We start from the raw sequence: 24,705 nt of genomic DNA, 5'->3' as shown, positions 1-24,705 counted from the left end.
CCCGCCTGACCAAAGTCCAGTAGCACCAGAACGGTGCAGCCTTCCCCCATACTGGCCCGAGAAGCACCCTGTTCAGCTCCTACACCCGTGTATTCTGCCACTGTTTGTCGAGTCGCTTGGCCGATACGGTCATCGCCGTGCCCAGTTGTTGGGCAAAGAATGAGACCCGGTATTCTTCCAGCATCCAGCGATACAGCTCCAGTTCAGGGTCCTGCACGCCCTGGCGTTTCTGCTGTTCGAGCTTGGTGGCATAGCGTGCCCAGAGAGGTTCAATGGTGTGCAGGAATTCCCTCTCGCGCCCCATCTCCCGGGGCATTTTCTCAAGCCGGATCAAGGCCGCCTCGAAATACACCCCGAAGCGCTCCAGCCATTGTGACGGCGTGGCCACCAGAAACCCCGGGTAGACCAGGTGCTGAAGCTGGAATTTCAGATCGGCCATGCTTTGCGCCAACGCCAGATTGATCTTGCCTTTAAGCTGTTTGGCCACTTTCTGATAACCGGCCATAGCCTGATAAAGGCGCTCGTCGGCCTGCTCAAGCGCCGGAATAAAATCGCCGCGGTGGGCATCGAACACTCGGATAAAGCTTTCTTCGTCTCTGGGCAGGCTTCCGGGCAGGAAGTGTTGCATCACCGCAGACAACAACAGATCGTCCAGCAGCACCTTTGCCTGTCCTACCGGGGCAAACAGCAGCGCCGACTGTTTGAACCGGGGCAGCTTTCGCTCAAGGTCCGCGAGGGTGTTGCCAAACCGGTTGATGATCAGCCGGGCAATACCCCGGCGCAGGGTGTCCTCAGCGGTTAACCGGTCCAGGCAGCGAATGGACCGTACCTGCTTACCCAGGTCCTCAAGGGCGGGATAGACCGTTACCTGCATACCACCTTTCTCAGTCTGCACCTGCTCGGGCATCTTGCCGAACTGCCAGTCACTGAATTCTTTCGGTGCTTTTGAACGATCATCATCGCTGGTAGCCGAGGCCAGCGCCGCTTCCGCCCGACCCTCCAGCTTGGCCAGCAAATCGTCGGTATCCCGGCTCTCTGCCACCACTTTGCCTTTGTCTCCGGTTACCCGAAGGTTCATCCGCAGGTGCCGGGGCAGTTCGTCCTCCGGCCAGGCTTCCGGATCAATCTGCACACCCGTCATCCGGCGCAGTTGATCCCCCAGCTTCAGGGCCAGGGGTTCGTTGCCAGGCTGCATGTTGGCCAGGGCCGCATCCACGAAATCCGGGACCGGCACAAAGTTACGGCGCAGGGATTTGGGCAACCCTTTCACCAGGGCGATACATTTTTCTCGCAACAGCCCCGGCACCAGCCATTCCAGCCGGCGAGACGGAATCTGCTTGAGCGCCATCAACGGCACCTGCAGGGTTACCCCGTCCCGCTCGCTGGTGGGCTCGAATTCGTAACTGAGCGGGTACTTGACGCCTTCCCACTCCAGATAATCTGGATATTGCTCCGCAGCGCCCTGGTCCAGCGGGCGCTGCAACACATCGGCCTCGGTCAATTCCAGTTTGCGAAGTTCGTCGGCAGACAGGCCCTTCCACCAGCTTTCAAAGTGGCGGCCGCTAACAATGTCTTTCGGCAGCCTCTGGTCGTAAAAGGCCACCAACACCTCGTCATCCACCAACAGGTCACGGCGGCGGGTCTTCTTCTCCAGATTCTCGACGGTATCGAGCATCTCCCGATTGCGGGCAATAAACGGAGCTTTCGAGTGGTAATCCCCCTCCACCAGAGCGCGCCGGATGAACAGATTCCGGCATTCTTCCGGGTCCACCTTGGCGTAGGGAATGCGCCGCTTGGCGACGATATCGAGTCCATAAAGCGTCACCTTCTCGTAACCCATCACCTGGGCACGCTTCTGCTCCCAGTGAGGTTCGAAAAAGTGGTGTTTCACCACATGGCCCGCCAGGGGTTCAACCCATTCCGGCTGGATGGCGGCAACCATCCGGGCGAACACCTTGCTGGTTTCCACAATTTCCGCCGCCACAATCCACTTGGGCCCGGACTTGGCCACCTTCGAACCGGGGAAGATCATCACTTTGCGGTTGCGGGTGGCCAGGTACTCCCGTTTCTCTACCTTGACCGCAACGTGGCCCAGCAAACCGGCAAGAATCGCCTTGTGCATGGACTCATAGCTTGCCGGCTGCTTGTTCAGTGCCAGTTTCTGCTCCCGACAGATCAACGTCAGTTGCCGGTGAATATCCCGCCACTCGCGCATTCGCATCCAGCTCAGGAAGGTTTTCTGGCACAGTCTCTTTAGCTGGTTCTGGGATTGCTCCTGGCGCTGTTCCTCAAACCAGTTCCAGATATTCAACAAGGTGGCAAAGTCTGACTCCTTGTCGTTGAACGGGGCGTGGGCCTGGTCGGCTGCCTGCTGTTTATCCTGGGGCCGCTCTCTTGGGTCCTGGACACTGAGGCCGGCAATCACAATCAGGACTTCGCTCAGGCTGCCCTGCTCGGCGGCGGTCACCAGCATTCGGGCCAGACGTGGGTCCAGCGGCAGGCGAGCCATGGTCCGGCCGAGACGGCTCACTCGGCGTTTGTCATCAACAGCGCTCAGCTCTTCCAACAATTTGTAGCCATCGTTCACCTGGCGGCGATCCGGCGCTTCCAGGAAGGGGAAATTCTGGATATCGCCCAGGCCCGAGGTGGCCATTTGCAGGATGACCGAGGCCAGATTGGTTCTCAGGATTTCCGGATCGGTATACTCGGGCCGGTTAAGAAAATCGGCTTCATCATAGAGACGGAAACAGATACCTGGCGCCACTCGCCCGCAACGCCCCGCCCGCTGGTTGGCGCTGGCCTGGGAGATTGGCTCGATCGGCAAGCGCTGAATCTTGGAGCGAACGCTGTAACGGCTGATTCGCGCAACCCCGGTATCGATCACGTAACGAATACCGGGTACCGTCAGCGAGGTTTCCGCCACGTTGGTGGACAACACAAGCCGCCGGCCTTTATGGGCCTGGAAAACCCGGTTCTGTTCCTGGTTACTGAGCCGGGAATATAACGGCAATACTTCGGTGTGTCGCAACTCCGCATGCCGCAGCACTTTACTGAGCGCCCGAATTTCCCGCTCACCCGGCAGGAACACCAACACATCTCCGGGGGGCTGTTTCTCTTTACGCTCGTGCTGCTCGATCTCCTCAAGGGCCGACAGCACACCGTCTGTCCAGCCTTGGTCCCGGTCGTCTTCATCACCGGTCAGGGGCCGATAGCGCACATCCACAGGGAATGTTCGGCCGCTGACCTCAATAACCGGTGCTTTATCGAAGAACTCGCTGAAGCGATCAACCTCAATGGTGGCAGAGGTAATGATGACTTTCAGATCCGGCCGTTTCGGTAACAGTTGCTTGAGATACCCGAGCAGGAAATCGATATTCAGGCTTCGTTCATGGGCCTCATCGATAATCAGGGTGTCATAACGATCCAGAAAGCGATCGTGCTGGATCTCCGCCAGCAGGATGCCATCAGTCATGACCTTGACCCGGGACGCCTCCGAGGTGTTATCGGTAAAGCGCACCTGGTAACCGATCTGCTGGCCAACCTGTTCACCAAGCTCTTCGGCGATACGGGCGGCGACACTGCGCGCGGCAATCCGGCGCGGTTGGGTGTGGCCAATAAGCCCACGAACGCCACGGCCATGGTTCAGGCAGATTTTCGGGATCTGGGTGGTTTTACCGGAGCCGGTTTCACCGGCGATGATCACCACCTGATGGTTACGGATAGCCTCGCTGATGTCATCAACCCGATCACTGACCGGAAGCCCGGGCGGAAAACTTGCCGGGCGGTGCAATGCCTGGCGCTGGCGCACCTTCTCAAGCCCCTGCTCCAACCAGCTCGCCATGTGCTCCAGGTCTTTCTGGCCCGGCTTGCCCTTGGTTCGGCCAACCCTGCGGATAATGCGCGCCGCCTCCTGCTGGTTACAGACATCCAGCTGGCTCATAAAGGCCTTCACTGCGGCCTGTGGATCAACGGCGGTTGATCGGGCGTTATCGGGGGTTGTTTTATCAGTCATTGAACGGCAACAGACTCATGGATTGGTGGATGCATCACAAGGCGCCACAGTCTAGCGGGAAATCCGAACGGTAGAAACACAAAGACCCTGCCTGAGCAGGGTCTTTGTGGGATGGGAAGCGGTGCAACCTGACGGTTGCACCATTCGCCGTTTACTTGGCGTTGGCTTCGTCCCGCAGTTCGCGGCGCAGAATCTTGCCCACGTTACTCTTGGGCAGCTCATCCCGGAACTCAAAGTGCTTGGGCACTTTGTAGGCGGTCAGGCGCTCGCGGCAGAACTCTTTCAGTTCGTTTGCAGTTACGCCTTCTTTTGTGGGCACCACATAGACCTTCACGGCCTCGCCACTCTTGGCGTCTGGAATGCCTACGGCGGCACACTCAACCACCTTCGGATGGCTGGTTACCACGTCTTCAATCTCATTCGGGAACACGTTGAAGCCGGACACAATGATCATGTCTTTCTTGCGATCAACAATGCGGATGTAGCCATCTTCCTGGATCAGGGCAACATCACCGGTTTTCAGGAAACCATCCTCGGTGAAGGACTTCTGGGTGTCTTCCGGCCGCTGCCAGTAACCGCGCATGACCTGCGGGCCCTTGACACACAACTCACCCGGCTCACCGATGGGTGTCTCGTTACCGTCGTCGTCAATGGTCTTGATCTCGGTGGACGGGATTGGCAGGCCGATGGTGCCGATCTGGATGGCGCTACGGGGATTGAAGGTAACCACCGGAGAGGTTTCCGTCATGCCGTAACCTTCACTGATTTCACAGCCTGTCACCCGCTCCCACATTTTTGCGGTATCGCTGGTCAGCGCCATACCACCAGAAGCCGTGAGCTTCAGGCCAGAGAAATCCAGGTCCTGGAAGTCCTCGTTGTTACACAGGGCAACGAACAGGGTGTTCAGGCCGATGAAAGCAGAGAACTTCTGCTTCTGCATTTCTTTCACGAAGCCCGGAATATCCCGCGGGTTCGGGATCAGAACGTTGTGGGCACCGGCTTCCAGCATGATGCCGCAGTTCAGGGTAAACGAGTAGATGTGGTACAGCGGCAGCGGCGCAATCACCACTTCCTTGCCCTCTTCTACCTGGTCTTCCATCATCGGGCGCACCTGGGTCAGGTTGGCCACAAGGTTCGCGTGAGTCAGCATCGCGCCCTTGGCAACACCCGTGGTGCCACCGGTGTACTGCAGTACAGCCAGATCATCCAGATTGATGTCGACCGGGGTGAACTTCTCACGGGCACCGGCACTGAGCACCGCCGGCAGTTTGTGGGCAGTCGGCAGGTTGTAGGACGGAACCATCTTCTTGACGTGCTTCACCACAGCGTTCATCAGGGTACGCTTGATGGGTGAATGCATATCGGCAATTTCAGTCACGATCACGTGTTCAATGCCGGTATGGGGCAGCACTTTTTCCGCGTTATCTGCCATGTTGGCCAGCACCACCAGCGCCTTGGCACCGGAATCATTGAACTGGTGCTCCATTTCACGGGTGGTGTACAGCGGGTTGGTGTTAACCACGATCAGGCCAGCACGCATGGCACCGAAGACAATCACCGGGTACTGGGTAATGTTGGGCATTTGCACCGCAATGCGATCACCCGGTTTGAGATCGGTTTTGTTCTGCAGCCAGGCCGCAAAATTACGGCTCTGAGTATCAAGATCCCGGTATGTCAGGGTAACGCCAACCGCAGTGAACGCAGGCTTGTCTGCAAACTTCTTAACAGCCTGTTCAAATACATCCACCATGTTTTTGTATTTCTTGAGATCTACCTCACGGGGAATGCCGGCGGGGTACTTGTCTTGATAGAACTGCTCAAAATCCATCACCATCTCCTGTCTGATTGGCGCTATTGGGGAGCAACCGGATGGGTTCAGAAACTCCCTGATTGTAATGTTTTGCCAAGGCCGAACTGGTCAAAAAATCAACCCGACAAAAGTCTCAGCCTTAAAAAGTCGGGAGAGAATAGCAGTTTTGTTAACGATGAGGTAGTTTTCAAAGCGTTAACCGGTACAACTGTATACCCCTTTCAAACACTTCTTCCGTCACCGGAGTCTGTGATGAGCGACACCCTGGATACCCTTGAAAATATTACCTATGACGAATTGAACGAGGGCGATTCTGCCACCTTCACCCGGACACTGACCGAAGATGAGCTGGTATTGTTTGCTGCGGTTTCGGGCGATGTGAACCCGGTACACCTGGACTCCGAGTTTGCCGCGGAGTCCATGTTCAAGGAGCGCATTGCCCATGGAATGTGGAGTGGCTCTCTGATTTCTGCCGCACTGGCCACGGTCATGCCCGGCCCCGGCACCATTTACCTTGAGCAGAGCCTGTCGTTCAAGCGCCCGGTCAAACTGGACGACACGCTGACCGTCACCCTCACCGTACTGCGCAAAGAACCGAAGAATCGCGTGGTACTCCAGTGCGATGTGCGCAATCAGAATGACAGCCAGGTGGTTACCGGCGAGGCGAAAGTTATCGCCCCCACCGAGAAAATCTCACTGCAAAAGCCACGCCTGCCGAAAATTACTATCGAAAGCTGAGGTCGGATTCTGTCAGCCCGGGAGGAAATCAATCGGGAACCGAACCTTCCGGGTTTCGACATTGTCAGCACCAAAGTTGAACATCTGTACCCGCATGGCAATGCGCTGCTCCAGGGCCGGGTTGCCCAGCTCTGAGCTGACCACCTGGCATGCGGACACCGAGCCGTCCGGCTCTATCACCAGCTCCAGGGTGACCTTGCCCTCCAGCGTCGGGTCCTGTCGCAGCTCCCGCTGGTACAGGGCATAGAGCACACTTTTCTGGGTATCAAACACCTGCCGGATATTGCTCATGGCCCGCTCACCTACCGAGGGCCTGGCCGGGGTTGCCGGGGCAACCGCCACTTCCCGGGGCGCCGAAACGGTTTGCACGCTCTGCTCTGCCAGCGCCACTTCCCGGGCCGGCCCCTCACGGCTCTGGACGCCGCCACTGCCGGCTAACACCCTGGAGCGGTCGTCTATCGGTTGCTTTACCCCTGCCTGTACATCACCAATATTAGCGGTTCGGTTCTCGGGCCGGGCTGAGGGCTCAGGCGCCCTCAGTGCCGCAAGCCGGTCTTTCATGGCAAACAAACCAGAACGGGCGGCGTTTTCCCTCGCCTGTTCAGTGGTCTGCTCCGGGGGTGTCGAGACCCTGGTTTCCGGACGGGGTTCCGGGTCGGCCACGACGGGTTCAGCTTCTGCCCGCTCGGCTTCAGGCTCCGGCTCTGGCTCTGGCACTTCAACTACAACGGGTTTTGGCGCCTCCACCAATTGCGCCAGCCGCGGCGGAATGCGCTCTGCTTCGGACCGTTCCCGTTCGGGTACATGCAGGTTTGGAATGATGAGTGCCGGCACCAGAAACAGCGCAACCACGACCGCAAGTATTACACCGAAACGCGCGCTCTCCCGTCCATCACTGCTCCAGGGAAGGCGGGAAATTTGTGTGCTCGGCTTGCGTTCAGCCATTGCGCACCTCCGCCTCTACCGCCAGCCGGACCTGTCGGAAATCCTCGTCCACGCAGGTTTGCATGATCTTGCGCAGTAACCGGTAGTCGGTCTCTTTCCCCGCCATGATGGTGACTTCCAGTCCCTGATCTGGCACTTCCGCCCAGCGGCCCCGGCGATACGCCAGCTCCTCAGACAGGCCCGCAATGTGAGTGTCCGAGGCCTCAATGCCGTCCAGCCTTGCCACTTCCCGGCCCTGAACCAGAATAGACCGGCCACTGATCTGCACGGTCAGATTCTCCACGGCTTCTTTCTCCGCCGTCGAGGTGGGCAAAGGCACGTCTGCCGTATTCTGCATGACCTTCACATCGGAGGAATTCACCATCAGAAAGAACACCAGAATGGTGAAGATATCCATCAGCGACACCAGGTTCAGGCCACCGGCCTTGTGCATCCTGCCGTAATGGCGTTGGCGCAGACGGGCGCGGCGTGATGCCTTCATACGCCACCTCCGTCTGCTGCCGGGGCACGCTGAGCCAGGGAGCGATCTTCGCCTGCATCCATCAGGGACACATCGGGGAACAACTCAGCCTCCACCACGCTGGCGGCAACGACTGCCGGGTAAGAGCGGACTGTGTCCATAACGGTTACCAGTGTCTGATAATCCACATCCGGGCCTACTTCCAGGGTTACGTCGGTCTTTTCGGGCATACGGGCCTTGATCTGCTGAAGAACAGTGCTGAGCCCCTGGTAGTCCTGGCCCCCATCCTTGACCGGAAGCACTTCAATCAGCCCACGCTCACTGTCGGCCACTTCCAGGCCACCCGGAATAACAGTGACCACCAGCCGGAAATTTTCAGAGGCTGGCGCCTGCCCGGCTTCCATCCCGGGAAAATTCAGCTCTATCATGCGGATCTGGGTGAATACCATGCCCAGCAACAACACCGGTACCAACACAATCATCAGGTTCAGAAACGCGGTAATGTCCAGATCCGCCTGAGCCGTCAGCCTGCGATGTCTGCGTCTCATATCGCCATACTCCTGTTTACCCTGGCTGAAACACGAAGTGCATCAGGCGGCTACCCTGCCGGCGTCGGGATCTGACACCATATTCAACAGCTTGACCCCGGCCATCTCGAAGCTGTCCACGATTTCATTGGTGCGGGTTTGCAACAGGGCATGGAACAACAGCAAGGGAATGGCGGATATCAGGCCAAACGCGGTGGTGTTCATGGCTACCGAGATGCTTTCCGACAACAGGGTGGCCTTCTGGGCAGGATCGGCTGCAGCAACGGCGGTGAACGCCGCGATCAGGCCAATGATGGTGCCAAGCAGGCCCAAAAGAGTGGCCACATTGGCCAGGGTTGCCAGGTACTGAGTGCGCTTTTCCAGGCGCGGCAGTACTTCCATCAAACCTTCTTCCATAGCGTATTCGATATCTTCACGGCGGCTGTTATTCAACAACCGGGAAATACCCGCCCCGAGCACCGAGGCAATGGCACTGTCGGAACTGGTTGCCGCCTTCATGGCGCGCTGGTAGTCACGTTTTTGCAGCTCGGGCAGAATACCGCGCTCAAACGCCAGACGATTTCGCCGCCGCACCGACCCCAGATACAGAAACCGTTCAAGCGTGATCGCCAGCCCCAGCGCCAACACAATGGCAATGGGGTACATGAATGGACCGCCGTCCTGAAAAAATCGAATGATGGTATCGAACATGCCTTTGTCTCCGTTTACTGCAGGGTCACGGTTGGCCCGGACCGGCCGCATTCACGGCTGGCTCCAGGACCAATGGGTTCAGGGATTCCCGGAACTGGCGATGATTCTCCAGCACCTGAGGGGAAAGGGGTTGGTTAAGCTCCGGCGCCTGGCTATTGAGCTCTGCCCTGGGCCTTCTGGGCAGCGTCGGGTTCTGCCAGGGCAGAATGTAAAGCACCCTGGGGTCATCGTCCCCCACGCTGGCAGACAAACCGCTCACTGTCAGGGCCGATTGCTCCCGGTCTTCGGCGGTGGCCGCCTGGAAAAAACCACTGGCCAGCACAACAATGCAGAGGCGGAGAAGATTCCGGCCGATGCTCATTGCAGCCTCCGCTCAAGGTCGGCGATCCAGCCAGCAACCAGCTTGTCTTCCTCGGCGGTCAACGCCCGGTATCGCTGGTAATGAACCAGCGCCTTATCAAGATCCAGTAGATAAAGCTCACTGATCACCGCCAGGTTGTAATGCAGCTGGGCAACGTCCGGAGCCGCCTCCACGCCCTGCTCCAGCAGGTTGGCCGCGTCCCGGAAACGGTTTTGCTGTTTCAGCAAAAGCGCCAGGTTATTGACCGTTGTCGCGTCGCTGGGGTCCAGGGCCACCGAGGTCTGCCAGGCCTTGATGGCCCCAGGGATGTCGCCGTTCTCATGGGCGTTCACCCCCTTTATGGCCCACTCTCTCGCCTGTTCCGGTGAATGCACAGGCTGCACCGCGGCCCGCTCGGGGGCTTTGCCGGGGCCAGTAGCGCAAGCGGTCAAACCCGCCAGCACCGAGATGATCAGGGCACGTTGCGCGTAGTGAAAACCTCTATGCACCTTCGTTCTCCTCCATGTTCCAGCTCATCCAGCGAAGTTCACGGTCGTAACGCCCCGGGTGCATGACGGCCAGCGCCTCCAGGCTCTGACCAATCCATTCATCAAAACCCTGGCTGGCAATGCGCCCGTGATTCCTGGAATGCAATTCCATTGCCCGCTCTTCCAGCGGCCAGGCTTCTTCTTCCAGAAGCATCTGGTATTGCATGGCTTCCAGCTCATTGAGTTCTGACGGTACCTCAGAAGCCATTAAGTCTGCCGCCAGGGTGCGATAGAGCTCGGCCCTTCGGTATAGCACCTCTGATGCTACAGTTTCTCCGGCAAAGGATTCCGCTTCGAGGAAATAGGCCTGGGCCTGCTCCATTGCCTTTTGCTTGCGTTCAAGTGCCCGCTCCAGGGGATGTTCCAAGCGGATGGCAGCAAATTCCTGAGCCACCGAAGCACCCAGGGCCAGCGCCGCCTTGCCGGCCCACAGCAGGGTTTCTTCCGAGTGCCACTGGCTCGCTGCTTCACGGGTGACCATCGCTTTCTGCTGGCGCACGGAATCAACACCGGATTCAATCAACCTATGGCGCATGGTTTGCTGCTGCACATGGTCAGCCGCCGCATCCGGATCCGGAGCAACCGCCAGCCAATCCATATAAAGGGCATTGCGCTCGGGCAATTCACCGGCCTGGTGGTAGAGCGCCGCAGCGCGTAGCTTCAGCGGCCAGGGTTCTTGCGCACGTTCAGAGGCAGCCATCAGTTCACCGGCTGCTTTCAGAGGTTGGCGGGATTCATGGTAGGCGTATACCAGCTTTTCACTGACCTCTTCCGTGAGCTCATGGGCCGGGTAGTCGAGCCGGAAACGGTTCAGCTCGTTAATGGCCGTTTGCCATTCAGAAGCCTTGAGCAATGCATTACTGGCATCAAAGCGCGCCCGGATGGCAATCTCGGTATTGGGCACAACGGAATTCACACGCTGGAAATGGGCGACTGCCACGGCAGTGTCGCCACTGGCTGCCGCTCTCTCACCTTGCCGGTAGATGGCCGTCGCCAGTTGCTCACGAATCTGTTCCGGTTCGTCCGGAGTTGTGGCCAGATCAGGCTCGCTGTCCACCAGCAACAGCGCCTGTCGCCAGGCCCGCTCTTCCAGCCCGAACTCCCCGGTTCTCTGGCGTACCCGGGCGGTCACCAGCCAGGTGGCATAACGTTCTTCGGTCTTTGCCGATTCAAGAACCAGTGTCGAACGGGCATACGCCAGTGCCTCATCATAGGCACCAACCTCGTACCAGCGGTTTGCCAGGTCAGCCCTCAAACCTGAAAGCCTGGGGTCCTGCGTAAAGGTTTTGCCGAATTGTTGCTCCTCACTGGATAACTCCGCCAAGACGCCTCTGGCTGCCCCGGCAGCGCTTTCCTCAAGGGTCGATTTCAACACCTTGATAGCAGCCCAACCCGCCTCGGCCGCATCGGGGTACCGCTGCTGGCCGCCCCCACGGGCGCCGTAGGCGGCGCTGCGATAGTTCTCCAGAGCCTTGTTGCGGTTGCCGGCCTGTAACCGGGCATCGCCGGCCAGGTGCAACAGTTTGCCAGTGTCGCCGGAATGGCCTGCAAGTACTTCATAGTAGCCAGCCGCACTGGTCCAATCCTGTGCGGCATAATGGTAATCCCCCAGGAAGCGTGAATAGTCCCGCCAGAGAGCCTGCTGTTGGCCCCTCAACTCTTGAAACTTCGGCTGTGACTGGTATCGGGCCACATAATCTGCCCTCGCTTCACGAGCCTTACTGGTGTCGCCCGCCATCCGCCAGTAATCCACACTCTGAGCCAGGAAATCCGGAGCGGCTGAATGCTCGGGATAGTTCCCGGCGAACGCCTGGTTAATGCCAACGGCCAGATCAAAACGCCCTTCAAGGGCGTGCAAATCAGCCAGCCGGTCGTAAAGCAGGTGCGGCCAGGCCACTGGCGCTCGGTTACCAAGCCACGCCGCCAATGTCGCAGAGTTGTCAGCCCGGGCGGCAATCAAAGCCAGCACCCGAAAACTGTCTTCAATCATGTCCAAACCAGTGTGCGGCGGATCCAGCAACGTGGCTTCGCTGGGAAGGTGTTGATCCAGCAATGCCATAAACGTCTCGGCCGACCGGTTCCAGGCCGCGGGCCCCTGTTTGAACTGGCTCCAACCCAGCATGTAACGGGCTTTCATGGCCAGGTCCTGGTGACCGTCACCTTCAATCAACTGCCGATACCCGGTTTCCGCTTCCTGATACTCGCCGGCGTTATAGGCAGCTTCGGCAATCCGGAACCGGGCTTCCGGCACCAGTGATGAGCGAGGGTACAGGCCCACCAGCTGTCTGAGTCGTTGGATGGACTCTTCATGTTGTCCAGTCAGTGCATGGGCTTTGGCCATCTGATAGAGCAACTCGTCGAGTTTGCCGGAGAAGGATCCGCGGGCCAGGATGCTCTCATAGCTGGCCAGAGCCTCTTCATAGACCGCCGACTGCTGCTCATCGGAGAAGCCAATATCCTGGCCGGAACGGTCTCGGATGTTATTGAGGCGATTCAGCGCATCAATACGGACTTCAGGTTCGTCGGACTTCTCGAACAGTTTCTGATAGCGACGAGCCACCTCTTTCGGCGAGATTGCAGGCAGGGGGCGGCTTTCAAACTTGAGAAACACCGGGCGCATATCGCCCAGGGTTTCGCCATCCCGGCCAAGTTCCACACGGAACGATTCTTGGGCCGCTACGCTCCCACCTGGAACTGCAGATATCAGGATTACAGCGAGCGACAACCGACGCATAAACTGACGATTCATCGGGCAGCCTCCCCGATGTTTTCCAACGCAAGATACTCGTATAGGTGCGCAATCTGTTGTTCGGTTTTATCCAGGGAGTGGGCCATCCGCTGCTGTTCAGCGGCAACCAGGGCCAGCGCTTTTTTATCAAGGTAGTCAGCAGCCCGGGTGCGGGCTTTGCTCACACGGGTCTGCAGGCTGGAGATCTCGTCCCGCAATTGCCGGGCCTCGGCAAGGTTGTCCCGCAACTGCTCTTGCCTGCCGGCTTCACGACGGGGCAAGGACGACAGACGCTGCCCTCCAGACTGAAGCAAACGCTGCAGCTGCCGAAGCCGGGCGATGTGATCTGCACTCAATGGGCGATCCGCAAGCTGTTCAAGTTGCCGGGTTAACGTGTCTTGCTGCTCCTGCAACGCGGCCAGTTGGCTGCCCCCACCACCATAATGGTTGTTTTCCAGGGCACCGATAAATACATCGAGGTCATGCTTGCTGCTCTCCAGGGAGAACGCCAGATCATCAAGCCGGGCTACGCGGCCAACCGCCGACTGCCCCTCGGCGCTCTCAAGGAAGCGAAGAAGGTAAGCCAGCCGGGGCTGGGTCAACGTTCGGCTGTCGGCAAGGAACCATTGGGTATCTGCGCCCCGTGCGTCTGCCACCAGCGCCTTGTAGGCGCCTTCAGCACGGATTCGCTCTGCGAGCTTGCCAAGCGTTACCCGCTCCCCTTCGTAAGCAGCGTTGGCAGCAAGCCAGGCTTCACCAGCCTGCCCCGGATAGCCCGCCAGATCGTATCCACGGCCCATTCCTATCCAGGCATCGGCCACCCCGGGAAACGCCAGCGGGAATTTCTTGGCACGGTGCCAGCTCTGCATCGCCGCTCGGTGATTGCCCTTTTCGGACAGGGCGAAACCATGCAGGTACAGGGCCTGGGGGGTGTAATAGCTCTCCAGAGAGACTTTCTCAAGGAAGTCTGTGGCCTTGTCGTAATCCTGATTGCGCACAGACAAATAGCCTGCCCGGAGATAAAGCTGATTGCGCAGATCCGCGCTACGGGCACTGTCGGGGTCTTTCGCAGCCATGGCCATGGCAACCCTCAAAGACACCAGGGCCCTTGATGGATCAAGGTCATCCCGGGCGAAATCGCCCGCCAGGTTCATATAGCCCACTGCGGCCCAGTAACCGTCGTCCATACTGGCAAGGTATTGGCCGGCACGATCCGTTTTTCCCTGCTGCCGCTGTGTTTCCGCAAGGTTCAGCAGTGCTCTTTGGCGAACCTCGCCAAATCCGGTTCGGACAACCTCCTGATACCACCGGTCAGCTTCGACCTGATCCCCTCCCGCCTCTGCCAGTCGGGCAAGCTCCAGAGCGGCTTCGGCGCGATGAACGTTGCTGTTGAACACACGCTCCAGCAACCGTTTCGCCTCACTGGTCCGGCCACTGGCCAGCAACACTCGCGCGTTAAGGTAGTCGGCGGAATCGCCTTTGACCTGGCCGGCCAGAGGAATAGCCTGTGCGATATTCCCGGTATCCAGCGCAAACCGGGCAACACCCGTGGCCAGCTCTGTCGGCACAGACTCAGATGCGCCTGCCTGAGGCACCGCCAGCGTACAAACCACCAGCAAAGCCCGGGCAGCGCAATGAACGGTGCGAACAGGTCCCGTCATGATCGGCTACTTCCATTCCTGGAACGTGACTTCCGGCTCGTAGTCCGGAGCCCGGGCATCGAGATTCATCTGTAGCCGCAAAGTACCCGGACGTTTATCAAACCGGTGAACCACCTCACGGCGGACAAAGCGCTTGTTGGCAGCGCGGGCGTTGATCACCGTCTTCAGCTGGTGGTTGCCGTCAGCCATATTGCCTACGAATAGCTGCTGCACCCCACCCTGCTCCAACGACGTTCGCTCCGTGGCGCTGTATAGATGGGACGCTACGGGCTGATCGTTGATAAAGAGTTCAACAGAATCAAGATTGAGTGCCTGCCGGTTCCCCAGGGTCAGGAATACCGAGACACGGGTATCCACCGGGTGCAGCAAGCGTTGCTCAAGGGCATGCACCGATGCCGAATGACGGGTAACGTCCGCTGTCAGGCGGTCGATTTCATCGTCCAGCGATGAAGCTGAAACAGAGCCGAATGCCAGTGCGGCCATCATTCCGGATATCCAAAGCCCCTTGGTCCCTGGGACAATCCGGCAGTGTTGTGATTTTTGTTTGCCGAACATAATTTTCCTGCCGTGCGATCTCGGGCCCCGGCAAAACCGGGCACCGTTACAATTCGAAATAAAGAGTAACACCCGCTAACAACCAAGAACGGTATCCAATTCACCAAATGAAACTTTCGCCGGCAGTGGCGTAGGAATAAGTGTCGAGTTATTTGACAGAACAAAAGGCGGGAACGAAGAGGGCCAGTGGATATGGCCGAACTAAAATGGTAACCAGTTGATAATTAAAGCCTATTTACCAGTGGCCCAAGGCTTGCTACGGGGAAAGCGGCGGGAGCGCCTTCTGGCAACCCCCGCTTGAATATGCCGAGCTTTGCCGATGCCCTCAACCGCATCGGCTTTTTTTGATCCACCCACCTCGAACAGAACTACTTGCTCAGGTGCTTCATGGCGGATTCAAGCCCCTCAATGGTCAGTGGGTACATATGATTATTGACCAACTGCTTGGTTATGCCCAGCGAACCACCGCTACCCCAGTAACTTTCCGGTAGTGGGTTCAGCCAAACCACCTTGCGGAAATGCTCCGACACCCGCTGGAACCAGGTGGCGCCGGCTTCTTCATTCCAGTGCTCGATAGACCCACCGGGATGGGTAATCTCGTAAGGTGCCATGGTGGCGTCCCCAACAAAGATAACCTTATAGTCCGGGGTGTACTTGTGCAGGATGTCCCAGGTGCTCAGGGTCTCATTCATGCGGCGAATATTGTTCTTCCACACACTCTCATAGATAAAATTGTGGAAGTAGAAATACTCCATGTGCTTGAACTCAAGCCTGGCGGCGGAGAACAGCTCTTCACATACTTTGACGTGTGGGTCCATGGAGCCGCCGACGTCGAAGAAGATCAGAACCTTCACCGCGTTGTGCCTCTCTGGCACCATTTTCAGATCCAGGTAGCCGGCGTTGCGGGCGGTGGAACGGATGGTGTCATCCATATCCAGTTGATCTGCCGCCCCCTGTCGAGCGAATTTACGCAACCGGCGCAGGGCCACCTTGATGTTGCGCAGCCCCAGGGTGATGCTGTCGTCGAGATCACGGTATTCCCGTTTTTCCCAGACCTTGACGGCCCGGCCGTGGCGGCCGTTTTTCTGACCAATCCTAAAGCCCTCAGGATTGTAGCCGTTGGCACCGAAGGGAGACGTACCGCCGGTACCGATCCATTTATTGCCGCCAGCGTGGCGCTCGTTCTGCTCTTCCATGCGCTTCTTGAAGGTTTCAATCAACTCCTCAAGGCCGCCCAGGGATTCAATCTTGGCTTTTTCTTCTTCGGTAAGGTGCTTCTCGAATTCGGCCCTTAACCAGTCGTCGGGGATCAGGGCTTCAAGCAGATCGTCCAGGTTCTCGATGCCTTCAAAATACGCTTTGAAAGCCCGGTCAAACTTGTCGAAGTGCCTTTCGTCTTTGACGAGGCACACCCGTGCCAGGTAATAGAACTCCTCCATGTCTGCAAACGCCAGACGCTGCTGGATAGCCTCCAGCAGGTCGAGGAACTCTCGCAGACTGGCCGGAACCTTGGCCCGGCGCACTTCGAGGAAAAAATCGATCAACATAAAGCGAAACTCTTGCCAGAGATCAGTTGCGGCGACGTGCCATGAACGCCAGCTTCTGCAGCAGGTGAACATCCTGCTCGTTCTTCACCAGGGCGCCATACAGAGGCGGCAGTGCAGAACTGCTGTCCTTCTCCTGAAGCGCCTTGGCAGACAGCTCATCGGCCATCAGCAGTTTCAACCAGTCAATCAGCTCCGAGGTGGACGGCTTTTTCTTCAGCCCGGGCACCTTGCGCACGTCAAAGAACACTTCGAGGGCATCACGCACAACCTGTTGCTGAAGGCCCGGGAAATGCACATCCACGATGTCTTTCATGGTGTCGTGGTCCGGGAAGCTGATGTAGTGGAAGAAGCACCGGCGCAGGAAGGCGTCTGGCAGCTCCTTTTCGTTGTTACTGGTAATGACCACAATCGGGCGCTTCTTCGCTTTCACGAATTCCTGGGTTTCGTATACGAAGAACTCCATGCGGTCGAGTTCCAGCAGCAGATCGTTCGGGAACTCGATGTCGGCCTTGTCGATTTCATCGATCAGGAGCACCACCTGCTCATCGGCCTCGAAGGCCTCCCAGAGCTTGCCCTTGACGATGTAGTTGCGGATGTCCTTGACCTTTTCATCGCCCAGCTGGGAATCACGAAGGCGGGATACCGCATCATACTCGTACAGGCCCTGCTGGGCCTTGGTGGTGGATTTGATGTGCCAGGGAATCAGGCGCATACCCAGCGCCGCGGCCATTTCTTCCGCCAGCAGGGTTTTTCCGGTGCCGGGCTCGCCTTTGATCAGCAACGGGCGCTGGAGCGCGATTGCTGCGTTTACAGCCATCTGCAGGTCATCGGTGGCTACGTATTTATCGGTACCGGTAAACTTCATGTGTCTGTTTCCTGTTGGTTACTTTTTCTGATCTTCGTCGTCTTTTTCGGTGTCGTCGGCCTCGGACTTGTCCGTGGCCTCGTCATCTGCTTCGGATTCGTCCAGCTCCGGCAGGTCATCGAACTCCGACAAGTCAAAGTCTTCAAGACCAAACTCATCATCGTCATCTTCCTCTGGCTCTGGCTCTGGCTCTGGCTCTGGCTCTGGCTCTGGATCAGTCTCGGCCAAAGTCTCATCGTCTTCCGGCTCTTCGTTAACCGCATCATCGGCAACGGGAATCTGGTCATCTTCCGTTTCCAGAATCTCATCGCTTTCAAGCGATTCGGTCAGTTCCGGGACATCCTCGGACTCCGGCGTTTCATCCGGTTCGCTGTCTGGCTCAGCCGCTGCCACCACAGGGATCTCCGGCTCTTCCTCCGGCAGATCCTCGAGGGTCTCTCTCTCCGCTGCGGCGGCCTGCTCAGCCTCCGCAATGGACTTCTTCTGGCGCCAGGCGAAAAGCCCCAGCCCGATAATGGCCACCAGCAAGGCGGCACCCGCCCCAAATGCCCAAACCGGTATTCCCCACAACGTGCCTTTCTCCGGTACGTGAACCGGTTCAGGTTGTGGCTCCGAGGGAGCTTCTGCCTGTTCAGGCTCAGATTCTGGCACAGGCATTGGTTCCGGGTCCTCGACAGGCACCGGCGCCTCGACCGGTTCTGGCTCAGCCGGCGCCTCGGGTTCAACCTGTTCACTGAGGTCAGGCACCAGAGGCTCAGACACCACCGCCAGCTCAGGCTCCTCGCCCGGCAAAGTGAAAGCGGTCATTGCACTGAATTTCCGGGAGAACGTACCGCCGTCAGCCACCACATCAATCTGGTACCGCCCGGGAGCAGGCAGACGCGTCACCGTGTCCCGATAAACGCCGTCTTCCGGTGGCTGATCACCAGACAGCACCTTGGTGCCCCGCCGGCCATCATTGGCGGTGATCGACAGGCTTACCTGCATCACACCCAGAAAATCCGAATTCCTGATCTGCTCGGATTCCTCGAAAAACACGACCTCCAGATTGAACGGCGTTTCTTCCGAAAATTCTGGCGGCACCTCACTCACGGCCATGCGCAAGTCACTGACAACCGTCACCCGGCTACCTTGGCCGAGGTCTCCAACAATACGCCATCGCCCGGCGGCCGGTTCAGTTACGGTAATCAGGTCGTAACCCGGCTCTACCGCCCACCGCACGTTGTCTGGCAGATTATTGGCCGTGAACGGCTCACCATCCGGCTCAGAGAGGGCCAGGCTTCGCGCTTCGGAGTCGGAGCCGCCCGTGAAGATCAAAGCTGTAAATTCCCGGACGCCAGCATCTACGGCGAAGCCATCGCCCTCAATGGGAATCTGCTCCTGCGGCACGGCCGTGTTCAGGGCATCCGCAAACGCCAGATTGAGTGCTTCAGCGGTTTTGGCCAGCTGAAAGCTGCCGCCGGTTTCCCGGGCCAGACGCTGCAGGAAGGTGATGTCTGCCAATTCCGACAGGCCAACGGTATGGATAGTGGCGCCTTTGGCTTTCAGGGAAGGCAGCAGGGTTTCAAGGATGCGCCGCTCCTCTTCACGGCTGGCAGCCTCTCCGCCCGGAATATCGACCTTGCCGTCACTCAGAAGAATCAGGTGGGTGTTTTCCAGGGTTCCGTCAGACAACCAGTCGTCGCTGGCCTTTTCCATAGCCAGCCCGAGATTGGTATAGAGGGCGACGGAATTGATCTGCTCGGAACGCTCAATAACCCTGTTACGCCAGACATCATCAACAGTGGCGTGGGGTACCAGCATGTTGACATACTGGCCGAAGGTCCAGACACCGGCTTCAGCACCCGCTGGCAGCATCCGGGCCAACAAGCGCACCGCCGGCCGGCGAAGGTTCTCCGGGTCGGTTTCTTTCATAGAGCCGGAGATATCAACAATGATGCGCACGTCGGCCTGCTCGGGTAATGTCAGACCTGAATCCTGGGCACTGGACTGCGCTGGCACAAAACTGGCCAACACCAGCATGAGGATTACCTGAACTCGCTTCATAGCTACCCTTACCTGTCTGACATTTCGCACGTTCTTGGAGTTATTTGCGCACCAGCCGATACCGGACGAGATCCAGAATCCAGACCAACAACATCACCAGAGCGGCAATGCTGAAATTCAGCAGTGCCCTGCCCGCCGCGTCGGCGTCTCCCAGAATAAGTTCGTAACCGGCGAACAACCAGGCGGGAATCCACCAGCCTGCAAGCTCTGCAGACTCTACGGGCGTCAGAAATAAAACAACCAGAGCCGACAACAGCAGCGTCCGCACACCATAGAATGGCAGTATCCGAAACAGCGCTTTCATCATGTAGAACAGCACAACGAAAGCAACTGCATAGGCCGCCCAGAAAATTCCGTAAGCTAGTGAAGCATCAGTATCGATCATTACAGAACCCAGTGAATAATGTGGTCTTCCCAATCCTCTTCCGGCACGCTGTCCTCAGAGACGACTTTGCCCTGAACGGATACCCCGGCACGATGCACGGAATCCGGATCACCGGATCGCAAGGGGTGCCAGTCCGCAAGGGGCCGGCCTTCCGCCAACGTTCGATAAGCACAGGTATACGGTAACCAGTGGTAGTCTGATACCGTTTCCGGTGTCAGAACCGTACAACCTGGAACTTTCTTCAGCCGGTCGGAATACACGGTACAACGGCAGGTTTGCGTATCCATGTAACCGCAGACCAGGTCGGTGTGGTACACCTCGCCGGTGTCTTCGTCTTCAAGCTTCTGCAGGCAACAAAGCCCGCAGCCATCACACAGAGATTCCCACTCCGGCCTGGTCATTTCGTTGAGGCGCTTACGCTGCCAGAAGGGAATCTCTGCGATCATTGTCCACGCTGCTCGATTTTACGCCGAAAATCAACAATGTAGGTTTCCTGTTCTTCCGGCATTTGCAGAAAGAAATCCTTCTCGGCCAATGCCTCCAGCACTTCTTTGCCGGTGGTCCTGGCGAGCTTTTTGTCCGGGCTCAACAGCAGATCCATGGCGTGAACCGGCTGCCCGAAGATCGAACGCAAAGCCTCGGGGAGATCGTCCCAGTTCTGGCCGCGGCGAACATAGATGTAGGTATCGCTTTTTTTACTGCTGCGAAACACCGATACAAATTCACGGTCTTTCATTGTGCGAGAAGCTCCTCAATTTCCGGGACGACCGGCGCCAGTATGTCTCTGCGCCAGCCTTCAAAAAACGGATTACCTGCCATGGTGCCATCTTCAATAACGCCTTCAAGGCGTTTTCTTGGCGCCAGCAATTCAATTGGTATATCAGTATCGTCTGCCACTTTTCTGAAGCAACGCTTAACTTTCTTGAACAGCGCCTGCTGATCTCGGGTCAGCGGCCTGGGTATGGGCTTCAGATCGGTGTGGTCGGCTTCTCTGGCACCCCGAACCAGTTCCAGCAGGTGTTCACCATAACGCTTTACAATGCCGCCCGGAACGCCCTGCACATCATTCAGGGCTCTGAGCGAGCCAGGGCAGCGCTCGGCAATGGCTATCAGCAAGCCATCATTCAACACCCGGTTTCGGGGGCGATCCAACCGCCGGCACTCCTGTTCCCGCCACACCACCAGGGCTTGCAGAACCGCCTGCTGTTCCCGATTCAGCGTCCAGCCACCGCGAAGTTTCAGGTAGTGTTGTCCGGCGTCCTCCAGGCTGGCCGCTTCATCCGCAAAGCGCTGTGACTCGTCGGCCATAGCCTGCTGCAGCCCGCGCTGGCGCAAGCCGTGGCAGACCCACTCATACACCGGTTGCAAAAAACGAATATCATCCAGAGCATAGCGCTCTTGTTCCGGGCTCAATGGCCTGGCTACCCAGTCGGACCGGGTAACAGATTTATCCAGGGTTTCGCCGAACAGGGTTTCCACCAGGCGGGCATAACCCACGGAAAACCCGGCACCGGCCAGTGCCGCGCCAATCTGGAGGTCCAACACACCTTTAGGCATCACATCCAGCCAGTGCCGGAACAACTCAAGGTCTTCGCTCATGGCGTATAGCAGCTTTGGTCGCTGACTATCCGCCAGCATCGCCCGAAACCGTTCGGAGGCCTCGGCTACATCCGGATCAATCAGCCAGAACTCACCGCCGCCGCCCAACTGCACCAGACCGGGAATGGGATAGAAAGTAGACACCCGCTCAAATTCTGTGTCCAGCACCACCGGTACCCCGGGCTCGAGGGCGTCCAGCCAATTGTCCAGGGTATCTGGCTCGCGAATCCAGCGAACAGTGTCAGGGGCCGGGGGAACGGTAACGGCCGGTGCAGAAAGAGTCATGAAGGAACCTGAGACGTTATTCAGACAGGGGCTTGCGGCCCCGGAATGCATGGGTAAGTGTAAAGCCGTCTACATAGCCCAGCTCGCCACCCACCGGGATGCCATGGGCCAGACGGGTGATCAGGATATTCTGGCCATCCAGGCGGTCGGCGATGTAGTGGGCAGTTGCCTCGCCTTCGACGGTGGGATTGGTCGCCAGGATCAGTTCGGTCACGCCTTCTTCGCGCACCCGCTGTAGCAACCGTTCAATACCTATTTCTTCCGGGCCCACGCCATCAATCGGCGACAAGTGCCCCATCAGCACGAAATAACTGCCCCGATAATCGCCGGCCTGTTCGATGGCAAGCAAGTCAGAAGGACTTTCCACAACGCAAAGGGTGCCGGTGCGCCTTTCAGGCTTCTCGCAGATATGGCAGATTTCGGTGTCGGAGAAATTCTGACAGCTGTTACAACGACGCACACCGTCCATGGCCTGGCTCAGGGCACCGGCTAGCCGGGTGCCGCCGGAGCGGCCCCGCTCCAGCAGATGAAATGCCATGCGCTGTGCTGTTTTCTGACCAACTCCGGGCAAGCACCGGAGAGATTCAACCAATTCATCAACCAGGGGGCTGAATGCCATGAACGCTCCTCAAAGACTATGGCGGGCCGGGGCCAGGTTCAGAACGGCATCTTGAATCCGGGGGGCACACCCATTCCGGACATCATGCCAGACATCTTTTCTTTCTGATTTGCCTCAACACGGCGAACGGCATCGTTAACGGCCGCTGCCAACAGATCTTCAAGAATCTCTTTGTCTTCAGACAGCAGCGACGGATCAATGTCTACCTTGCGAACGTCGTGGCGACCGTTCATGGTCACTTTGACCAGGCCGGCACCGGACTCGCCTGTAACTTCCGCCTTTGCAATCTCTTCCTGGGCCTTCTGCATCTGCTCCTGCATCTGCTGCGCCTTTTTCATCAGGTCGCCCATGTTATTCATCATGTGTTTATCTCCTGCCTGTCTCTATGGGGCGGATACTTTCTTCAACGACCCGCCCTTCAAATCTTTCAACGATACTTTTTACCACCGGGTCCTGACGGATGGCCTGTTCGGCCGCCTTCTGCCTGGCCGCCCGCTGGCGTTCTTCCCAGGCGGCCGGGGTATGAAGCCCCGGTTCGCCCTGCTCTATTTTCAATGAAGTGGCATCACCGAAGCGCGATCTCAAGGCTGCCAGTATTTTTTCTTCGTGGCGCGCATTCAGAAGCCGAGCATGGCCTTCATCCAGAGTTAACACCACGGTTTGCCCATCCATCGCCATGGCGCTGTAACTGGCAAGGTTTCCGGGCATGCCATTAATGTCCAATTGGCGAAAATCCCGTTCCCATACAAATCCGTCAGCGGTTACTGGCTCTTGAGCTTCGACAACCGGCTCAACTTCCGGTTCCACCAGGCCTTGCGGTTGGGTTTGCTCAGGTTCCGGCCGTTGGACGGGCTCAGGTGCAACATCGCCGACCAACGCCGCGGGTTCCTCACGCTCTGCGCTCAGGGCCGGGTCGCCGGGGTCTGGATCCCAGGGCGGAGCGTCCACCATGGGCGGCGCAGTTTCAGGTTCTGCCGTTGTGGACCCGGCATGCATTGGTTCCGGCGCTGATTCAGGTTCCGGCTGAGGTTCTGGCACCGGCTCAGGACTCTGTGCGGGCGCTGGTACCTGCGCAGTTACCGGTGCAGGCTGATGACTCTGGGCTGGGGCAGGGTCGGGGTCCGGTTCGGCTCGCGCCTGGCTTTCATTACCACCGGAGGCTATCGTTGGTGGCTCCCGGCGGTCTGCTCCCGGCCGGAATGCCAACATCCGGAGCAGAGTCATTTCAAACCCCATGCGGGCATCGGGTGTAACCGCCAGATCTTTCCGCCCCATCAACGCCGCCTGATAGAACAGCTGGGCATCTTCGGCGCTCAACTGCTTTGCCAGCGACTGCACCTGGGCAGCATCCCCCAGGGCATTGTCGGCACTGCCCGGCACCACCTGTTCCATGGTAACCCGGTGAAAGAGTGATAGCAGATCAGCCAGAATGACTGCGTAATCGGGTGCAAAATCTGAAATGCGGCTGATCTCTGCCAGCAGACCGGGGCCATCCCGCTCAACCAGCGTTGCGACGATGCGTTCGATGTCGCGCTGGTCAATGGTGCCCAGCATGTTGCTGACATCACTGGCAGCTAGGTTCTGGTTACCGAATGCAATGGCCTGGTCTGTAAGACTCAGAGCATCACGCATACTGCCGTCCGCGGCCCGGGCCAGCAGCCAGAGTGCGGGTTCCTCAAAGGGAATCTGTTCCTCGGTCAACACATGCTTGAGGTGGCCAACAATGTGCTCCGGCGTCATACGCTTGAGGTTAAATTGCAGACAGCGGGACAGCACGGTAACCGGCAGTTTCTGGGGATCGGTCGTAGCCAGAAGGAATTTTACGTGCTCGGGCGGCTCTTCCAGGGTCTTCAGGAAGGCATTGAAGGACTGGTTGGTGAGCATGTGTACCTCATCGATGAGGTATACCTTGTAGCGGCCGCGACTGGGAGCGTACTGAACGTTGTCTGTCAGTTCACGCATATCGTCAACACCGGTGCGGGAGGCCGCATCGATCTCGATCAGGTCAACAAACCGCCCTTCCAGGATTTCCTGGCAACTGCCACACTTACCACACGGATTGGCGGTAATGCCCGTTTCGCAGTTAAGGCAACGGGCCAGCAATCGACCGATGGTGGTTTTACCCACGCCCCGGGTGCCGGTAAACAGGTAGGCGTGATGCAGCCTCTGGTGCTCAAGCGCATGCACCAGTGCCTGAAGCACATGCTCCTGCCCCACCATGTCCTCAAAGGTTCGGGGGCGCCATTTTCGGGCTAAAACCTGATAGCTCATGATCCTTCAACTACTCAGAAAATCGAGCCTAACCTTAGCATGGACCGTGATTC

General features: G+C 58.1%; 22 protein-coding genes. 1 reads left to right on the top strand and 21 read right to left on the bottom strand.

Going from position 1 to position 24,705, the window contains the following annotated elements; genetic code table 11:
• Positions 1 to 79: 79 nt before the first annotated feature.
• Both hrpA and ABIE59_RS00930 read right to left on the bottom strand, forming a co-directional pair.
• Positions 80 to 3,940: an ATP-dependent RNA helicase HrpA gene (gene hrpA / locus ABIE59_RS00935; RefSeq protein WP_354443691.1), complete on the bottom strand. Its 3,861-nt coding sequence runs from the start codon at positions 3,938 to 3,940 to the stop codon at positions 80 to 82.
• Between the two features lie 223 nt (positions 3,941 to 4,163).
• Positions 4,164 to 5,840, bottom strand: a complete 1,677-nt coding sequence (locus ABIE59_RS00930) for a long-chain fatty acid--CoA ligase (protein WP_354443413.1) — start codon at positions 5,838 to 5,840, stop codon at positions 4,164 to 4,166.
• 234 nt (positions 5,841 to 6,074) lie between these two features.
• Between ABIE59_RS00930 and ABIE59_RS00925 the strand changes: the two genes are divergently transcribed.
• Complete coding sequence (locus tag ABIE59_RS00925) at positions 6,075 to 6,560, top strand: MaoC/PaaZ C-terminal domain-containing protein (protein ID WP_058089678.1); 486 nt, start codon at positions 6,075 to 6,077, stop codon at positions 6,558 to 6,560.
• Positions 6,561 to 6,572: 12 nt separating this feature from the next.
• Here the strand turns inward: ABIE59_RS00925 and ABIE59_RS00920 are convergent, their stop codons facing one another.
• The 19 genes from ABIE59_RS00920 to dnaX form a co-directional block, all read right to left on the bottom strand.
• A complete protein-coding gene (locus tag ABIE59_RS00920) occupies positions 6,573 to 7,505 on the bottom strand; it encodes an AgmX/PglI C-terminal domain-containing protein (RefSeq protein ID WP_354443410.1) in 933 nt (310 codons plus the stop codon).
• A complete protein-coding gene (locus tag ABIE59_RS00915; RefSeq protein WP_106695666.1) occupies positions 7,498 to 7,986 on the bottom strand; it encodes an ExbD/TolR family protein in 489 nt (162 codons plus the stop codon). The genes ABIE59_RS00920 and ABIE59_RS00915 overlap by 8 nt, the downstream gene beginning before the upstream one ends.
• Positions 7,983 to 8,513 carry an ExbD/TolR family protein gene (locus tag ABIE59_RS00910; RefSeq protein ID WP_354443408.1) on the bottom strand — a complete coding sequence of 177 codons (531 nt, stop codon included), beginning with the start codon at positions 8,511 to 8,513 and terminating at the stop codon, positions 7,983 to 7,985. The genes ABIE59_RS00915 and ABIE59_RS00910 overlap by 4 nt, the downstream gene beginning before the upstream one ends.
• Positions 8,514 to 8,555: 42 nt before the next feature.
• Entirely contained in the window at positions 8,556 to 9,203 is a 648-nt protein-coding gene (locus ABIE59_RS00905) for a MotA/TolQ/ExbB proton channel family protein (RefSeq protein ID WP_354443406.1), read from the bottom strand.
• A 25-nt stretch (positions 9,204 to 9,228) separates the two neighbouring features.
• Positions 9,229 to 9,564, bottom strand: a complete 336-nt coding sequence (locus ABIE59_RS00900) for a hypothetical protein (protein WP_354443404.1) — start codon at positions 9,562 to 9,564, stop codon at positions 9,229 to 9,231.
• Positions 9,561 to 10,052 carry a tetratricopeptide repeat protein gene (locus ABIE59_RS00895; protein WP_152438058.1) on the bottom strand — a complete coding sequence of 164 codons (492 nt, stop codon included), beginning with the start codon at positions 10,050 to 10,052 and terminating at the stop codon, positions 9,561 to 9,563. The genes ABIE59_RS00900 and ABIE59_RS00895 overlap by 4 nt, the downstream gene beginning before the upstream one ends.
• On the bottom strand, positions 10,045 to 12,840 hold the full coding sequence (gene bamD / locus ABIE59_RS00890) for an outer membrane protein assembly factor BamD (RefSeq protein WP_354443402.1): 2,796 nt from the start codon (positions 12,838 to 12,840) through the stop codon (positions 10,045 to 10,047). The genes ABIE59_RS00895 and bamD overlap by 8 nt, the downstream gene beginning before the upstream one ends.
• Complete coding sequence (locus ABIE59_RS00885; RefSeq protein WP_354443400.1) at positions 12,837 to 14,480, bottom strand: tetratricopeptide repeat protein; 1,644 nt, start codon at positions 14,478 to 14,480, stop codon at positions 12,837 to 12,839. The genes bamD and ABIE59_RS00885 overlap by 4 nt, the downstream gene beginning before the upstream one ends.
• A gap of 6 nt (positions 14,481 to 14,486) precedes the next feature.
• The gene (locus ABIE59_RS00880; RefSeq protein WP_323847476.1) at positions 14,487 to 14,966 is read right to left on the bottom strand and encodes an AraC family transcriptional regulator; all 480 of its coding nucleotides are present in this window, start codon (positions 14,964 to 14,966) and stop codon (positions 14,487 to 14,489) included.
• A gap of 437 nt (positions 14,967 to 15,403) precedes the next feature.
• The gene (locus ABIE59_RS00875; RefSeq protein WP_061331102.1) at positions 15,404 to 16,582 is read right to left on the bottom strand and encodes a vWA domain-containing protein; all 1,179 of its coding nucleotides are present in this window, start codon (positions 16,580 to 16,582) and stop codon (positions 15,404 to 15,406) included.
• Between the two features lie 22 nt (positions 16,583 to 16,604).
• Entirely contained in the window at positions 16,605 to 17,447 is an 843-nt protein-coding gene (locus tag ABIE59_RS00870; RefSeq protein ID WP_061331101.1) for an AAA family ATPase, read from the bottom strand.
• Between the two features lie 18 nt (positions 17,448 to 17,465).
• On the bottom strand, positions 17,466 to 19,493 hold the full coding sequence (locus ABIE59_RS00865; RefSeq protein ID WP_354443397.1) for a VWA domain-containing protein: 2,028 nt from the start codon (positions 19,491 to 19,493) through the stop codon (positions 17,466 to 17,468).
• A 40-nt stretch (positions 19,494 to 19,533) separates the two neighbouring features.
• A complete protein-coding gene (locus ABIE59_RS00860; RefSeq protein ID WP_061331099.1) occupies positions 19,534 to 19,878 on the bottom strand; it encodes a hypothetical protein in 345 nt (114 codons plus the stop codon).
• Positions 19,878 to 20,324, bottom strand: a complete 447-nt coding sequence (locus ABIE59_RS00855; RefSeq protein ID WP_342632389.1) for a YcgN family cysteine cluster protein — start codon at positions 20,322 to 20,324, stop codon at positions 19,878 to 19,880. Before ABIE59_RS00855 ends, ABIE59_RS00860 begins: the two co-directional genes overlap by 1 nt.
• Positions 20,321 to 20,614 (bottom strand): YcgL domain-containing protein, encoded by a 294-nt coding sequence (locus ABIE59_RS00850; RefSeq protein ID WP_342632388.1) that lies wholly within the window; start codon positions 20,612 to 20,614, stop codon positions 20,321 to 20,323. Before ABIE59_RS00850 ends, ABIE59_RS00855 begins: the two co-directional genes overlap by 4 nt.
• Entirely contained in the window at positions 20,611 to 21,762 is a 1,152-nt protein-coding gene (locus ABIE59_RS00845; protein WP_152438052.1) for a ribonuclease D, read from the bottom strand. The genes ABIE59_RS00850 and ABIE59_RS00845 overlap by 4 nt, the downstream gene beginning before the upstream one ends.
• 16 nt (positions 21,763 to 21,778) lie before the next feature.
• Entirely contained in the window at positions 21,779 to 22,381 is a 603-nt protein-coding gene (recR, locus tag ABIE59_RS00840; RefSeq protein ID WP_072677420.1) for a recombination mediator RecR, read from the bottom strand.
• A gap of 38 nt (positions 22,382 to 22,419) precedes the next feature.
• Positions 22,420 to 22,743 carry a YbaB/EbfC family nucleoid-associated protein gene (locus ABIE59_RS00835; RefSeq protein WP_152438051.1) on the bottom strand — a complete coding sequence of 108 codons (324 nt, stop codon included), beginning with the start codon at positions 22,741 to 22,743 and terminating at the stop codon, positions 22,420 to 22,422.
• Positions 22,744 to 22,747: 4 nt separating this feature from the next.
• The gene (gene dnaX / locus ABIE59_RS00830) at positions 22,748 to 24,652 is read right to left on the bottom strand and encodes a DNA polymerase III subunit gamma/tau (RefSeq protein WP_342632387.1); all 1,905 of its coding nucleotides are present in this window, start codon (positions 24,650 to 24,652) and stop codon (positions 22,748 to 22,750) included.
• Positions 24,653 to 24,705 lie beyond the last annotated feature (53 nt).

Origin of the sequence: Marinobacter sp. MBR-99 (assembly GCF_040547575.1) — a bacterium.
Classification (GTDB): Bacteria; Pseudomonadota; Gammaproteobacteria; order Pseudomonadales; family Oleiphilaceae; genus Marinobacter.
Note: the sequence above shows the minus strand (reverse complement) of the source record. Positions and strands in the feature narration are given on the sequence as shown.

Coding starts and splice junctions, on each gene's coding strand:
- ABIE59_RS00900 (WP_354443404.1), bottom strand. CDS start 9,564: ATGAGCATCGGCCGGAATCTTCTCCGCCTCTGCATTGTTGTGCTGGCC.
- ABIE59_RS00860 (WP_061331099.1), bottom strand. CDS start 19,878: ATGATCGATACTGATGCTTCACTAGCTTACGGAATTTTCTGGGCGGCC.
- ABIE59_RS00870 (WP_061331101.1), bottom strand. CDS start 17,447: ATGAAGTTTACCGGTACCGATAAATACGTAGCCACCGATGACCTGCAG.
- dnaX (WP_342632387.1), bottom strand. CDS start 24,652: ATGAGCTATCAGGTTTTAGCCCGAAAATGGCGCCCCCGAACCTTTGAG.
- ABIE59_RS00905 (WP_354443406.1), bottom strand. CDS start 9,203: ATGTTCGATACCATCATTCGATTTTTTCAGGACGGCGGTCCATTCATG.
- ABIE59_RS00920 (WP_354443410.1), bottom strand. CDS start 7,505: ATGGCTGAACGCAAGCCGAGCACACAAATTTCCCGCCTTCCCTGGAGC.
- hrpA (WP_354443691.1), bottom strand. CDS start 3,940: ATGAGCCAGCTGGATGTCTGTAACCAGCAGGAGGCGGCGCGCATTATC.
- ABIE59_RS00875 (WP_061331102.1), bottom strand. CDS start 16,582: ATGTTGATCGATTTTTTCCTCGAAGTGCGCCGGGCCAAGGTTCCGGCC.
- bamD (WP_354443402.1), bottom strand. CDS start 12,840: ATGAATCGTCAGTTTATGCGTCGGTTGTCGCTCGCTGTAATCCTGATA.
- ABIE59_RS00855 (WP_342632389.1), bottom strand. CDS start 20,324: ATGATCGCAGAGATTCCCTTCTGGCAGCGTAAGCGCCTCAACGAAATG.
- ABIE59_RS00885 (WP_354443400.1), bottom strand. CDS start 14,480: ATGACGGGACCTGTTCGCACCGTTCATTGCGCTGCCCGGGCTTTGCTG.
- ABIE59_RS00910 (WP_354443408.1), bottom strand. CDS start 8,513: ATGAGACGCAGACATCGCAGGCTGACGGCTCAGGCGGATCTGGACATT.
- ABIE59_RS00845 (WP_152438052.1), bottom strand. CDS start 21,762: ATGACTCTTTCTGCACCGGCCGTTACCGTTCCCCCGGCCCCTGACACT.
- ABIE59_RS00915 (WP_106695666.1), bottom strand. CDS start 7,986: ATGAAGGCATCACGCCGCGCCCGTCTGCGCCAACGCCATTACGGCAGG.
- ABIE59_RS00880 (WP_323847476.1), bottom strand. CDS start 14,966: ATGATGGCCGCACTGGCATTCGGCTCTGTTTCAGCTTCATCGCTGGAC.
- ABIE59_RS00850 (WP_342632388.1), bottom strand. CDS start 20,614: ATGAAAGACCGTGAATTTGTATCGGTGTTTCGCAGCAGTAAAAAAAGC.
- ABIE59_RS00865 (WP_354443397.1), bottom strand. CDS start 19,493: ATGAAGCGAGTTCAGGTAATCCTCATGCTGGTGTTGGCCAGTTTTGTG.
- recR (WP_072677420.1), bottom strand. CDS start 22,381: ATGGCATTCAGCCCCCTGGTTGATGAATTGGTTGAATCTCTCCGGTGC.
- ABIE59_RS00930 (WP_354443413.1), bottom strand. CDS start 5,840: ATGGATTTTGAGCAGTTCTATCAAGACAAGTACCCCGCCGGCATTCCC.
- ABIE59_RS00835 (WP_152438051.1), bottom strand. CDS start 22,743: ATGATGAATAACATGGGCGACCTGATGAAAAAGGCGCAGCAGATGCAG.
- ABIE59_RS00925 (WP_058089678.1), top strand. CDS start 6,075: ATGAGCGACACCCTGGATACCCTTGAAAATATTACCTATGACGAATTG.